The organism is Pricia mediterranea (assembly GCF_032248455.1).
In the GTDB taxonomy this organism is placed as follows: Bacteria; Bacteroidota; Bacteroidia; order Flavobacteriales; family Flavobacteriaceae; genus Pricia; species Pricia mediterranea.
This window is the reverse complement of the sequence record NZ_JAVTTP010000001.1, coordinates 1431758-1446032: the sequence shown is the minus strand read 5'-3', so window position 1 is coordinate 1446032 and position 14275 is coordinate 1431758. Positions and strand designations below refer to the sequence as shown.

Genomic DNA, 14275 nt, shown 5'->3' with positions numbered 1-14275 from the left:
CCATAGTAAAATGATACTTCCCCCATGAGCTTATAAATGAAATAGTTACAAACCCATAATCCAGTTGCAGGTAACCAAAACAAAAACAAGCACTTCCACCGGCTCGAACGTTCAGGCCAAGCGGCAACCTTTCTTCAATAAAGAAGGGCAGGGCTCTTTTTTCTCTAAGTCTACCCTCCCCAAATCAAATAATTCCGACCCCTCTTTTTTTGGTCCGACGACGTTACAACCGAAGCTGAGCATCGGACGGCCCAATGACAAATACGAGGTAGAGGCCGATGCCATGGCAGATAGGGTGATGCAGCGGCTGAACGGGCAGACCGCTTCGGACGGTCCCAGCATCGACCAGACCCGATCGGACGGCCCAAAAGGAGGTAATAACAACATCCAAGCAAAATCGATCGGTACGCTTCAGGCAAAATGCGCCGATGTTCAACCAAAACCTATTGACCGCCCCCTTGTGCAGGCCAAATGCGAGAGCTGCGAAGAAGAGGAAATTCAGAGGAAGGAGGCCCCCCTCTTTGACGGCTCATCCGCTAGGGACATGATCGGGGTGCGGCGCAAACCGATTTTCGAGAGCGAGGCCGGCATGTCCGAACCTGATTTGCAAACGCACCCCGAGCTCCAAATGAAACTCGACCTGCAGACGAAACCGGACGTTCAGACTCGACTCGACGTACAGCTCAAACCCATTTGGACTAAGGGGCGATCCGAACCATTTGGCATCCCCACGGCACAGGCAAAATGCAGTACCTGTGAGGAAAAGGAAAAGGTACAGAAAAAAGAAGAGGAAACATCAGAACCGGTGGAACAGGAAGATATCTTGAAAAAACCCACATTGGAAAGCGATACAGAGCGAACGCTACAGTCCGAGCCAAACATTGCGAAGGCTTCAAAACCTATAACAATGGCCGGTAATACCGGGGATACTTCCCCTGCGATAAGTCCATCCATCCACCTCAAATGTGAGGAATGTGAAAAGGAAGAAATGGACGATAGCCGTGAGGAGCAAGAACTGCATCGAAAGGAGGTAGGGGATGTCACGGGCAATCCCACCGATGAGGAAGAAGACATACAGGCCAACTCCGAAAACGGTGTCGGACAAACCCCCATGAATCTACAATCCCGCTTAGACGCCACAAAGGGCAGGGGGAGTCCACTGTCCTCAGGGACTGGTGAGGCCATGGGATCTGCCTTTGGTGCCGATTTCAGCGATGTACACATACATACCGGATCCGAGGCCGCTCAAATGGCCAAGGACCTTAAGGCCCATGCCTTTACCCATGGGAGCGATATCTATTTTAATGAAGGCAAATATGATACCCAGTCACGCAGCGGGCAGCATTTATTGGCCCATGAGCTGACGCATACCATTCAACAAGGTCGAAGCCCAGTTCAGGCCAAAAAAGAGAATCCGACCGAAGTTCCGGACCTTCAAAAGCTTCCTTGGGCCGCGCCTGTGGCAATATGGGGCGGGCGCTATCTCGCAAAAAAGCTCGTGAAATGGGGTATCAAAAAAGTGATGGAAGACGAGGGCGATCTTCTTCATATTAGTGCGGCGGCGGTAAAAGCCGTAAAAACCACGCGTATCGACTTTATGGGATTAAACAAGTTCGACCCTCCAATGATATTGGCCAAGCACATTCAAATGTTCGCCTATATGGAACAGTGGTGGCTAAGCAATAGCTATTTGGCTCCGTATCTCGGAAAAAAGTATTTAAAGGAAATGACGGAGGGTCCTGAATTGAATATCAAATACGGAAAAATGGGCCATCGTGACAATGTTCGGATCCGTTACCATATAGCGAGCGATACCTATGAAATGAAGCCTTATTTCTTTGAGATCAAGCACTCGGCCTTCAATACGGACAAAAGAAAGCAAACGACTTACATCGGGCTGGGAATCGATAAGGCAACCAGCGATATTTATGGAGGAATGGCCTTTTTGCCAAAAGGCTTGCTCATTCAGGCCGATACCAAAGCCGCTATGCGGTTTCTCATGGATGAGGATACGCTCACCCAATTGGTATTTGGCAATGACTATCAAAAAGACAAGTACACCAAGGTGGTTTTTACAAACGAGGTTAAAAATGGCAAACTGGTCCTTGAACTTGCAGGTCTGTGCGAAACGGGAGGTGGGCAGCTACTCCAGGGGGCTTTCGTGTCTTGGGATGACCTGCACGCCTGGAGCGGAAAAATGAACTTGGATGTCCAAGGCTTGGAAACGACCCAAATGCCCGTTGAGCGGGATCCGTTTTCCGAGCTACTGGGGAGATTGGGAGACCTTCAACTCGAAAAGAGTTGGAACATAAATAACATCAAGGTCAAATTAAAGGCTTCCTATCTTAATGGGAATCTTGAGATAAGGGGAAACGCCAAATACGCCCCGAAGAAAGATGAAGGTAGCAGAATTAAACAAGCGGAGGTGACACTTTTGGTAACTACGAAAAGAAAAGCTTGGGACGAAGTGAAGAATCAACTTCCGGAAAATGAAGGCAAGGAAGCCCTGCACTTACCCTCCATGGATGAGTCCGATAAAGAACTATCCCTGATCGGTTGGGGGTCGGTGTCTTTGTCCATTGTCAAGGACGAAAAAGGGAAGGATGTGATAACCGGACAGGCCGGTTTGGTGCTCGACCCGGATAGTCACCTTACAGTTTTCGGAACCATCAGGGTAGCGTCTAAATATAAACTGTTGGAAGAAAAGGGAATCGATTGGAAACCCATTTCACCTAAATTGGTCGCCGAATTCGGGCCATTTTTTGTAAAAATTCCAAGGATACCGGCCGGATTGAACTTCACCGGTAAAGGAGGCCTTTACTATAAGTACATGTTCGGCCCCCTCACCTTATATGACATTCATATTGATGGGATTTATTCTACGAATCCCAAGATAAATAAAGAACTATCTGTGACTGCCCGGTTAAACCTCTCTGCCGAGCTCAATGGAAAGGTAGGTGTAACCGGGCGGATGGCCGCAAGGGTCGGCACAAGTTTTCCATATTTGGGCTTAGACGTAACGGCTGTTGAAATGGGTGTTGGGGGAACAGCATCCCTAAAGGGCTATTCAGACCTGGAAGCCACCTTTGGAAAACGGGAGCAACCCACCGAAGACGGGAAAGTTGTACGGGATTTCATCAAGGGCACCCTTCAAATAGCTGGTGAATTGTCACTTGGACTGGAGGGAAATCTTAGTTTCGAAGTGTTATACGGTACACTCAAGGACAAAAAATTAGAAGGAAATTGGCCTATAGCCAATGCGGGAATTGCCATTGATTTTGATTACAACATCGGGGATGAACTTTCTAAGGAAAAATTGGCGAAAATTATAGACATCAAAAAGACCAAGTTCAATCGCAAACATTTTGTAAAAGGCGTTTTGAAAGACAAAATGCCTAAAGAAACAGGGCTGGTAAAAGGAGGATTTATAGACGAGACGGGCAAAAAAATTGGCGAGGTAAAGGATAAACCCATTCCAATACCTGAAGAGACCGTTACACCGGTAAAGGTAAAGGATGATTTTAATATGGATGGAACCTGGCACTACCTGGAACTCGAAATCGGAGCGCCGGGACAGGACATAGTGCTGAAAATGGCCACCACGCCGGAAATCTTATTGGACAAGATGAGAGAACATCGTAAGGCCACGGAACTCTTGCTTCACCGGACGACGGATAAGCAGGAAAAAAAACGCTTAAAACAGATGTTGATAGACTTAAAGGAATTGCAAAAAACTACCACAAACCTGATCATTCGGCTGAAAAGAATGGGAATTGACCCTGAGGAATCTACGGACAAAAGCAAATTGCCCGGTTTTGAAGCCCTTGGTGAGCAGATAGGGGCATTCGGGGAGCGATACGACCTAAGCGATTTTGGAAACCCGCTTTCCGGAGATCCGGACAGAAACCCCTCGAGTGAAATAGGGGATGGCACTTATGATTACCCCATTACGATACGTTGGACGAAGAGAAGTTGGCACAATCCGATTACCCTTAAGCCCAAAAATAGTGGCTGGACGCGTAAGGGTAAAACGCCTCCACCTGCAGTGGATGTCTATCCGGATATGGACAGTACAACAGAAATAGAGGTCGCACCGACCCAATATCTCGGTTCTAAATTCACACCATTTCCCGGACAGAAAGATAAAATTCGTGACGGCGATGGCGAAGCGATAAAGGTAGTGGATATAGGCGTAGATGGACTCCGTAAACCCCAAATCGATAAAAAAATGAAACGCACCCGTTCCAAGCCTAAGAGAAAAGGCATGGAAGGACGGTTCAGAACCCTTCTCAAAAACTATAGTTATGATTGGAGCGATATGAGTCCTGATCATGTGCAAGATCTCGGCTGGGACGGTCCCGATGCAGTTGACAATTTATGGCCACTTTATAGAGATATGAACGCTGGCATAGGCAATAAGATCTATAACCAAACCGTAGAGTATATAGAAAATGGCCAAATCAAGACCAACAGACCATACTACATGGTCGGTAAGTGGTTTATCATCAAATCATGGGGAGACATTGAATAAAACATACAAATAATACGAAATAAAACATAAAGATCATGGCAACAAAAAAGAGTTTCACGCCCAGCAAAGCCCACCAATGGAACCGGCTCGTCTGCGATGCCATCCATTGTGTCAACTTTGCGCCTACCATAGCAGCCCGGGCCTTGGCCGTGGTACATACCGCGATGTACGATGCATGGACGAACTACAACGACGGGGGCTGCGAGGTCAGCACCACTACGGGCAGCCGCCTAAAACGGAGCGATAGCGAATGCACCTCCGAAAACCGTGAAAGGGCATACAGCCACGCCGCCTTTACCGTGGCACAGGCCCTCTTCTGGGGAAGACTTCCTCCTGAAAAGAAATCCATGTTTCGCGATTTTATGTGCGACTGCGGATACGATCCCGACGACAAAAACCTGAAAACGGACAATGCCGTCGGTATCGGCAACCTGTCCGGCCTCCTGGTCCTCGAATGCCGGGCGGGCGATGCCTCGAACCTCCATGCGACCCTGCACATGGGCGGCTACTCCGATTTTAGCGGCTACTGGCCGGTCAATCCCCCCGTACCGCAGCCCATGAAATACGAAGACCGTTGGCAGCCCCAAATGCGGGACAACAAACCCCAGGAGTTCTTGACCGCCCATTGGGGCCTGGTCAAGCCTTTCGCACTGACCTGGTCGGGACAATACAGGCCCCCGGCACCTGCCAGCTGTGGCAAAGGTGATTTTAAAAAGCAGGTCGACGAGGTATTGCGGTATAGTGCCAACCTGACCGACGAAGAGAAACTGATCGCCGAATTTTGGGCGGGCATGCACGAAGACAAGTTCGTCGACGCCATCAAAGACGAGAGCCAACGCTGGGCCACCCCCCCGGAACAGTGCTCTAGGCATGCACGGTACTTGTCAAAGAAATACGGACATAAGAACGCCTACGATATCAAGATGTTCTTTCTGGTCTGCAACGCCCTGCTCGATGCCGGTATTGCGGCGTGGGACTGTAAGGTGCACTACGACTATGTAAGGCCTATTTCAGCCATCCGCAACATGTATCGGGGCAAGACCATCGAGGCATGGGGCGGGCCCTGTGAGGGCACCCAAGAGATCGAGGGGGAGAACTGGCTGCCCTACATCCCCACCCCGCCCTTTGCGGAATACGTCTCCGGCCACAGTACCTTCAGTGCGGCCGCCCAAGAGGTGCTGTCGTCCTTTTGCGAGAGCGATGATTACGGCGAAACGGCTATCATCCCAAAAGGAGGTTCGCGCATCGAACCAGGGTGTACGCCGGCCGAAGACCTGACCCTGAAATGGAAGTTGATAAGGGATGCTTCCGACCAGGCGGGAATCTCACGGCTCTATGGAGGCATCCATTTCAGGGACGGCGACCAAGAAGGCCGTGAATTGGGCCGTAAAGTGGGCTGCGAGGTCTGGAACAGGGCTGTGGAATATTTTAACGGGAAACTGGGGTAAGGATTTTAAGATAGGCGGTTGGTGGATATAGTCGGGTGTTTAAATGGAATGGGCAGACCCGGTTGATGATGGCGGTTTTAAACGATAAATTTAGTAGTGATGAAAAGTATATTTCGTAGCAGTAGACATAAGAGTTCCCATCAAGTCGGGGAAAAAAGGAAACAGAAAACCCCTTTCTTCGCAAAGGAAAGCAAAAGTCCGTTTTTCAACGCTTCCCAAGGTGTAGTGTTGCAACCCAAGCTAAAAATAGGCCGACCGGGCGACCGGTACGAAAAGGAAGCCGACCGCATGGCCGATGCCGTGGTCAACGGTTCCGCAAAACCGGATATTCAGAACATGGAGATCGGAAGCATCCAAAGGGAATCGCTCGCTACCCCAATAGAGGATGAAAAATTGGGTACTGCCGAACAACGCATGGAAGAGGATAAACTGGTACAGGAAAAACCCGACCTCAAGAAAATGGGAGACGAAGAGGAGGAAGAAATGCAAATGAAAAGGGACGAAGGAGCGGGGATGATCAATAGGATGGAAGATGAAAAGGAGGAGGAAATGCAAATGAAAATGGAGGATGAGGAAGAATCCCTTCAGACGAAAGGCTCCGGAAATACCGCTACAACGACCGGTCCTGCCATTACCCAAAGGGTAAAAAGTAGGTCGGGTAGGGGAAAGGCACTTCCCAAAAACACCCGTGACGAAATGGAGGCTTCCTTTGCGACGGATTTTAGCGATGTAACCATCCATACTGATCAAGAGGCGGCAAGTATGAGCAAGGCCTTGGGCGCGCAGGCATTTACTTATGGAAACAATATTTTCTTCAATCAAGGGAAATATGATACCTCAACGCGTGACGGCAAACATTTGTTGGCACACGAGCTGACCCACACCGTTCAGCAGAAGGGACTGCCTGAAAAAAAAGCCCAAAAAGCGAATGGCGCGTGGCGATATACACCACCAAAGGTAGTAAAACGTTCGATAGCCGAGATTCAGGCCATCGTGGGGACGACCCCCGATGGCGTATATGGATTAAAGACCAGGTCGGCGGTCATTGAATATCAGAAAATACTCAAGGCCAAAAGTCTTTATACCGATACCATCGATGGCAAATGGGGCAAAAATACCGACGCGGCACACAATCTTTTCGCGGTCGCCCCAAATGCAAAAAGACGGGGTTACAACTGTGCGGGCTTTGCCTTTAAAAAATTCAAATGGATAAATATGGTTCCCACAAAAACCATATATTCAAAGATGAAAAAACTGAAGAATTGTTCGACCCAATGCAATCCGTTCGAGTATAAATTCTGGTATTGGGAAATGGACGTTCAAGTGTTGGATACCAGAACTGGGATATTATCGAAAAAGCATAGGGATTTTCATACCGTGGGGGGGCAGACCCATAAGGATGGCAGCGACCCAAAAAGTGTAATGTCAAAAAATGGAGGGCGTCCCGTTGAGGGACCGCGGCCTCCAATGTTCTGGAAAGTGGCCTCCGGTCCGGCAATGGACATTAATGGCAACCCTTCCCCACACCTGAATTGGGTAATTTCAAACCTGGACGAACAATGTTTCTGTAGCAATAAACTGCCGTAGTCGATACCATGAAAGTCGCAGTTTTAATTTTAAGTATGGTTTTGGTTTCCGGCAATCTATCATGTAAAAAGCACAGCAAAGTGAAAAAAGAAAATGAACAGATAACCATAAAAAACGATAATGGGGATATTGTCGGTGAAATGACCCTGAAAAACGGTGCCCTTAACGGGCTGTGCATTTGGTACAATAGCAACCAAAATCCCGTTTCATGCGGACTTTTCAGCGACGGAGAACCCTATACGGGAACATTCATAGACTGGTCCAAATTCATCCCCGATTTGGAAAAAGAACCTTATAGAAGCAACCTCTATTGCAAAGATTGGGTCACGATGTTCGAAATATCACATTTGTCCACCGAGGTCAGGTACAACCATCTGATAGAAACGTATATAAATGGTCAGAAGATAGATTAAACCATGTACCATAGAATCAAATCATCCCTGACAGAGATCAAAAACCGGTTCATGAACCTGAGCGTATGATCTATGATGAATTCAAATACCTGGAAAAGTTCATCCAATATTGTTTGGATACCCATTTCGATGGCCAAAGCGGTTCTGGCGCACCCCAATTGCCGCCAATGGAAGAATGGTCGGTGCACGTACCCGATATACTATGGGAGGCCGATTTGACCAAGGACGAAAAGACCCTTTTGCTCCTTGCCCTATGTCCGCACGTATATGGCAATCTACTGGATAGCGTAATACAGGGGAAGTTGGATTCCACCGGCGATTTTCCACAGTTGGGCGGAGTGCGCGGAAAGAATTTCAGGGGATTTCTTCCCACTGGGGAGACCGTGCTTTTTTTGCTGGGGGGAACGGAACTAGAGCATCGGAAAAAGGTATACCGCTATTTCAGCGCGGACCACTTTTTTGCCGAAAACTATATCCTTTGGCTGGAAGAGGCACCGGAGGGGGAACCCATGACAAGCGGAAAACTGGTATTGTCCCAAGATTACGTTGACCTCTTTCTTCAAGGGAAGGTAAGCAAGCCCCGTTTTAGCCTCAAATTCCCGGCCGAACGCATCACCACCGAGATGGAATGGGACGACCTGGTACTCAACCCCGAAACCCAAGATCAGATCCGGGAACTACGTACCTGGTTGGCCCATGGCGATACCCTGATGTACGATTGGGGCATGTCAAAAAAGCTGAAGCCGGGCTACCGGGCCCTGTTCCATGGTCCGCCGGGAACGGGAAAGACACTGACCGCAAGCCTACTGGGAAAATATACGGGAAAGGAGGTCTATAAAATCGACCTGTCGATGGTCGTCTCGAAATTTATCGGGGAGACCGAAAAGAACCTGGCCAATCTCTTGGCCCGGACCGAAAAGACCGATAGCATCCTTTTTTTCGACGAGGCCGATGCCCTTTTCGGAAAACGGACCAGCGTTCGCGATGCCCATGACAAATATGCCAACCAAGAAGTGTCGTATCTGTTGCAGCGTATCGAGAACTATTCGGGTCTGGTCATTTTGGCCTCCAACCTAAAAAGCAATATCGACGATGCCTTCGTACGGCGGTTCCAGGCCATCATCAACTTTCCCTTGCCCAAGGCCTCCGAAAGGCTGTTGATATGGCAAAAGGCGTTTCCGAAAAAAGTGCGGTTGCACACTGATGTGGACCTCCCCGGCATTTCCCAAAAATACGAGCTCTCGGGAGCGGAAATCATGAATGTGGTACAGTTCGCCTGCCTACGTGCACTACAGGTCGGCAAGGAAACCATCCATGGCCCCGATATCCTCAAGGGTGTGAAAAGGGAGTTTCAAAAAGGGGGCAGAATTATGCGGTAAAAAAGCCGATCCGGTGACCTCCCGTTTACCACATCATTATCCCCGTATCCCTAACCTTGTGCGAACACACGGCTCGTACTTTATTCGCATCCTGTCCCAAACTCACCATTCCATCACCAATGACGCGTTTTTAATAAGTTGAGCAGTATTACGTACCCCGAATTTCGCAATCAAATTTTTGCGGTGCGTTATGGCCGTATGGTTACTGATACATAACATACCCGCGATTTGTTTAGACGAATATCCATCGGCAATGAGTTCCAATACTTCCTTTTCCCGAGGAGATATCCGGTCGAAACGCTTACCATAATTGTTTTGATAATGCTTATCGCGGCTCAGTAACCGTTCGATTCGTTCCCTTTCCGAAATATCGAAAAGATAGTTTATCGCCAAGGTGCAGTCCCGTAGCCGATAAAGGACGATTTCGTGACGGACCAAAATGCTGCTTTCGTCGGCATCGTTAATATGATATTTCAGGCTTATCGGTTTCCGTTCAGTCGCTACCGACAAAAAATTCCGTATCCGGTTTCTAATCCCGGGCGACTCGTGGTACGCCACGTTCGTAAACCATAGGTTCCACCCTTCAAGGAGGATTTTTTTCGCCTTGTTTCCCAATTTTTGTCTCAAGGTTCTGCTGAAATACAGAAAGCGTTTTTCCTCGACCTGGTATATGGCAAGCAGAAGACCCGGCGAGGTATTCTCCGCATCGGAAATTCCGGGAATTTTTGATAGGAATGCCCTGGCCCCCAAGGAGGTTATTCTTGCTGTGGATGGATACTCCGTGTCAATCATTCTGGGGCGGCGGTTTGACTTAAAGATAATTGAACTTACATCGAATATAGTTTGTTTTTGTATGGATTGTAGGATTTATTGTATGGATAGTAGTTGGCGTATGGGTAGGAGAGGGGTGCAGCGGCATCCCAAAGTTCAGGACTCAACTAGTTGCCCTTCGCATCGATTGTGGTGCAGTATGACAAGCTTTCGATAGGGCTAAGCGTGTCGAGATGCTTAAATTTCCTCGTTGTTACTGCTTCTGTCAAGAAATAGGTTTCGATAAGATCGTTGCATTCTTTTTTTGCGAATTGCGAAAAACTGCTTTTTCTTTCACCGGTAATTTTAATCCGGTCAGAAACGGGGACTGTGCTTCGAAATCTATAAAAATAGTGTAGCATCATCTTGACCATAATGAACCTAAACGTCTCTCTCTTCCCTTCTTTCTTTCGTGGAAGGACACTAATCTGCAACGGTAGTAGGTTTTGACCAATTCAATACATTTTATCGAGGACTCAACCCGTTGCGATCCTTAACGTCCAATAAAAATTGGTGCTAAATGCCGGTCCAGTTCCGAATATAGGGTATTGAGGTCAAAGGGGCTGTCCGAGGGATTATCGGATTAGGCCTTTGCACAAAAGCATTTATCCTATTATAGTTTCAATAGATCCGTTGCATTGGTTACATATATTTTTTTAAGGACATCGGTAGGTAAAGAGAGTCCAACATTGGCCTGACCTCTGATCAAAACGGAATCAGACGTGCTCAAATAAGTATGCAATCTGTCATAATCAGAAGCCAGTTCCTCTCGTTCAGCTGCAAGTTCCTCGGAATCTAAGTTAGCTTGGTCACCACTATTTCCGAAGTCCGTTCCGAATAATATACGGTCTTGGTATTTCTCAAAAAAGGCTCTTACTTTTTCAGATTCTTGAGTGGCGAGATCTCCAAATCTGGCGGCCAGTTCCACTTTCATGTTCGGATATTTGTCTAACCGCTCTGCCACCATATCAACGTCATGGGACATACTTCCAACGTGAGCGCACAGAATCTGTAGATCGGGATTATTTGCTATCCAATTGTCCCTAGCAGCTATGATGGTTTCATAGGAAGGAATCTTGGGGAAATTAAAGGCATGATATTCTGGATGATCGCTATAATAACCAAAATGGGGACTATTGGGATTTAGGGGTCTCCAGGCTTGTAGTGGTTCTGCTATATGCGCCATTACCGGTATATTCTGTTCCTTTAGAAAATCCCAGATTGGCTGTAGCCTGGGGTCGTCTATCTGAATGTATTTGTCCGACTTGTCTTTTGTCACCATTCCAAAATTTTTCCACACTTTCACCATTTTGGCCCCTTCGGCAATTTCTTTCCTGAGGCGCGCAATTTCTTTTTCTGCGAAATCAGGGGTATCGATTCCTACGCCCATCAAAGAAGAACATAGCCAAAAGAGGTTAGGGTGCTTGTTCGCCAAAGCAACATAGTCCTTCCAACTTCGCTTAACCTTTGCAGAGTCTGAAACGTTGTGTTTGGCAACATCTACCAAAACCGTTTTCATTTTGCGCTCTTTCATGAAGTCATTGAGATAATTACGGTCATTGTGAAAATGGGTGTGGACATCTATGATTTCAATCTCATCGAGTTCAGTGGTAGCCTTTGTTTCGGCTCCTGTTTCGTCATTAGCGTTTTTTTGTTTACATGAGAAAAGAACGAAAATGATGAAAAAAAGAAAAATTGCTCTCATTTTTAAAGGACGTTAGCGGTGAATATTTGATTTAAATATAAACTTTCTTCTCTTATATTTAATACTTTTTTACTGAATATGGGAATTCGATAGAACGATGATAATGATTCAATTAGCTTTGGCAACTTTATCATTTTTCTCGGCTGTGACTTTCACTTTGATTTGATACGTTTAATATTTCCAAATATTCCGATTATCAGGTGTATATGTAAAAAAGGCGGTTTATCTAATGGTCTCAAATCAGTTTTTTGCCACATAGACCTACAAATTTAAATCCGCCAAAGCAGACTACTGGTCCATCAAAGAACGATCGACCGTAGCCTTAAACTCCGTGGCATAATCCGTTTCCCCACCCATCAACTGGGTATAGCCGATAACGATAAGGTTGTTGGTAGGGTCTATCCAAAATTTGGTTGCGGCGGCACCGCCCCAGCTATATTCTCCCGTATCGAGCCTTACCGTTCCGGAGAGTCCGTGGCCCATTCCCGGTTGTTTCTCAACTTCGGTCGGAAATTGGTCGGTCATTATCAACTCAACCGCTTTTTCCGACAATACACGTTTGCCGTTCAATTCCCCTTTGTTCAGGAGCATTCGGCAAAATTTTTCATAATCGCCCAAGGTCGAAAACAAGCCTGCTCCACCTAATAATAATTTCGGTGGTTCAGTAACTTCGAAGGTCATGCCCTTTTCAGGCGTCTTTATTTTGCCCTCTTCATCATGGGTGTAGATTAGGGCCGTTCGATCCATTTTTTCTTCGGGAACATAAAATGCGGTGTTATCCATTTCTAACGGATCAAAAATTACCGATTTGAAATAGTCATCCAACTTTTTGCCAGAAATTACTTCCACGATATAGCCCGCCACATCGATACCCAGACCATAATTATATTTTGTGCCCGGCTGGAATTTTAAGGGTACCGTAGCCAATTCCTTCGTCATTTCCTCAATGGTCCAGTCTTGCCCCATAAATTGTTTGGTAGCGTAAATGGAATCCGTGTAACTCTTCTCCCATCCGTAGGGGATGCCCGAAGTGTGGGTCAATAAATGACGGATGGTCATCTCATTTTTTTGCGGCTCCGTACTGTGCTTGCCATCGACTTCTTTGTATACCTGAGTTTGAGCGAATTCGGGAATGTATTTAGAGACTTTATCGTCCAAACTTAGTTTTCCTTGGTCGTAAAGCGTCATGATTGCCGTGGCGGTAACGGGCTTTGTCATCGAGAAAATACGGTATAAGGAATTTTCTTGGGTCGGCGTATTATTGGCGACATCGATATGACCGTATTTATCGTCATAGATGACCTCGCCATCTTTGATCACCCTCATAAAGGTACCTGGTAACTTGCCCTCGTCCACATGTTTATGCAGTCTCTCGGTGGCCGCGGCCAGGGAATCGGAGGATATGCCTACCGTTTCAGGTTTAACGATATTGGTGGTTTCCGATGTATTGGCATTGGACTTACAAGATGTGGCCAGTACCAAAATGGCCAATCCAGATAAAAACTGATTTAGGTATTTTTTCATGTTCTACTTTGTTCTATTATTGAAATCGTTTAGATTTTTTCTTTCACTTGTTTACGAAGTCTCTGAAGCGGTTTCAACTAAAAAGTTTAATGAGCTATTTTTTTTGAGGTTCCCTTTTACAATTCTTTTTTCCTTTCGCCGGTAACTTTATATTGGGTATGTGCCGGGCCTGTCATACCGGTAAATGTATCTTCCTTAAAGTTCAAGCTTGACTTAAAAGTCTCCCCTTGCGGGGTCACTTCAAAATTAACGGTATGGGCTTCTTTTATCTCCAGAGATTTCATGGTCCATGATTGACCGTCGCTACTGACTACTTTCCCGGCCAGTTTCCCCTTTTCTTCGGCGAAGTTCAGGGTTCCTGTCAAGGGCCCTTGATCGGTCGAGACATTATACTTCCAAGTTCCGATAAGTTCTTTTTCGTTAAGTTGGGCGAAGGCCTGGGTTACAAATCCTAAAAACATACATACAAATACTAACTTCTTCATGATAGATCGATTTTAAATGTTAATTATTAATGTTCTTGTTTATTATAATTATTGGGATAAATCGAAGATCCGCATCAAGGTAATTCATTTTTACTGCTTCAACCCCGCTTTACTAAAAATATACTCCGGTATTTCGGTGTTGAATTCTATTTGGGTCACGATGAAATCGATGCCTTTGCCGTCTTTGAGCACGTCTTTATAGTTCATGGCCATGGGATACCAGCAGCCGTCTTCTTGCTGTACATCGCTGAGCAACAACCTTTTTTTAATAATTGTCCGCTTTTGGCATACATCTCTTATTTTTAAGGTACGAGCCGTTCTTGGTGTACCCACATTTTCTGTTTTTCGTAGGTGGCATCATCCACTTTGGCGTTGAGTTCAAGTATTCAGACA

General features: G+C 46.6%; 10 protein-coding genes. 5 read left to right on the top strand and 5 right to left on the bottom strand.

Annotated elements, in window-relative coordinates; genetic code table 11:
- The first annotated feature begins 64 nt into the window (after window positions 1–64).
- From RQM65_RS06145 to RQM65_RS06125, 5 genes are all read left to right on the top strand, one after another.
- Window positions 65–4531, top strand: a complete 4467-nt coding sequence (locus tag RQM65_RS06145; RefSeq protein WP_314013448.1) for an eCIS core domain-containing protein — start codon at window positions 65–67, stop codon at window positions 4529–4531.
- 35 nt (window positions 4532–4566) lie between these two features.
- Window positions 4567–5979 (top strand): vanadium-dependent haloperoxidase, encoded by a 1413-nt coding sequence (locus tag RQM65_RS06140; protein ID WP_314013446.1) that lies wholly within the window; start codon window positions 4567–4569, stop codon window positions 5977–5979.
- Between the two features lie 99 nt (window positions 5980–6078).
- A complete protein-coding gene (locus RQM65_RS06135; protein WP_314013444.1) occupies window positions 6079–7566 on the top strand; it encodes an eCIS core domain-containing protein in 1488 nt (495 codons plus the stop codon).
- An 80-nt stretch (window positions 7567–7646) separates the two neighbouring features.
- Entirely contained in the window at window positions 7647–7979 is a 333-nt protein-coding gene (locus tag RQM65_RS06130) for a hypothetical protein (RefSeq protein ID WP_314013442.1), read from the top strand.
- A 65-nt stretch (window positions 7980–8044) separates the two neighbouring features.
- Complete coding sequence (locus RQM65_RS06125; RefSeq protein WP_314013440.1) at window positions 8045–9358, top strand: ATP-binding protein; 1314 nt, start codon at window positions 8045–8047, stop codon at window positions 9356–9358.
- A gap of 102 nt (window positions 9359–9460) precedes the next feature.
- On the opposite strand, the gene RQM65_RS06120 is transcribed toward RQM65_RS06125, so the two are convergent.
- From RQM65_RS06120 to RQM65_RS06100, 5 genes are all read right to left on the bottom strand, one after another.
- Window positions 9461–10150 carry a response regulator transcription factor gene (locus RQM65_RS06120; RefSeq protein WP_314013439.1) on the bottom strand — a complete coding sequence of 230 codons (690 nt, stop codon included), beginning with the start codon at window positions 10148–10150 and terminating at the stop codon, window positions 9461–9463.
- Window positions 10151–10781: 631 nt separating this feature from the next.
- Complete coding sequence (locus RQM65_RS06115; protein ID WP_314013438.1) at window positions 10782–11873, bottom strand: amidohydrolase family protein; 1092 nt, start codon at window positions 11871–11873, stop codon at window positions 10782–10784.
- 288 nt (window positions 11874–12161) lie between these two features.
- A complete protein-coding gene (locus tag RQM65_RS06110) occupies window positions 12162–13397 on the bottom strand; it encodes a serine hydrolase domain-containing protein (protein WP_314013437.1) in 1236 nt (411 codons plus the stop codon).
- Window positions 13398–13513: 116 nt separating this feature from the next.
- Window positions 13514–13882 (bottom strand): hypothetical protein, encoded by a 369-nt coding sequence (locus tag RQM65_RS06105; protein WP_314013435.1) that lies wholly within the window; start codon window positions 13880–13882, stop codon window positions 13514–13516.
- Between the two features lie 90 nt (window positions 13883–13972).
- Window positions 13973–14215, bottom strand: coding sequence for an outer membrane lipoprotein-sorting protein (locus RQM65_RS06100; protein ID WP_314013434.1), 243 nt, complete (start codon window positions 14213–14215; stop codon window positions 13973–13975).
- Between the last annotated feature and the right edge of the window lie 60 nt (window positions 14216–14275).

What these genes read in the sequence shown, in the direction of transcription:
- RQM65_RS06140 (WP_314013446.1), top strand. Translation starts at nt 4,567, where the DNA reads ATGGCAACAAAAAAGAGTTTCACGCCCAGCAAAGCCCACCAATGGAAC.
- RQM65_RS06135 (WP_314013444.1), top strand. Translation starts at nt 6,079, where the DNA reads ATGAAAAGTATATTTCGTAGCAGTAGACATAAGAGTTCCCATCAAGTC.
- RQM65_RS06125 (WP_314013440.1), top strand. Translation starts at nt 8,045, where the DNA reads ATGATCTATGATGAATTCAAATACCTGGAAAAGTTCATCCAATATTGT.
- RQM65_RS06120 (WP_314013439.1), bottom strand. Translation starts at nt 10,150, where the DNA reads ATGATTGACACGGAGTATCCATCCACAGCAAGAATAACCTCCTTGGGG.
- RQM65_RS06115 (WP_314013438.1), bottom strand. Translation starts at nt 11,873, where the DNA reads ATGAGAGCAATTTTTCTTTTTTTCATCATTTTCGTTCTTTTCTCATGT.
- RQM65_RS06110 (WP_314013437.1), bottom strand. Translation starts at nt 13,397, where the DNA reads ATGAAAAAATACCTAAATCAGTTTTTATCTGGATTGGCCATTTTGGTA.
- RQM65_RS06105 (WP_314013435.1), bottom strand. Translation starts at nt 13,882, where the DNA reads ATGAAGAAGTTAGTATTTGTATGTATGTTTTTAGGATTTGTAACCCAG.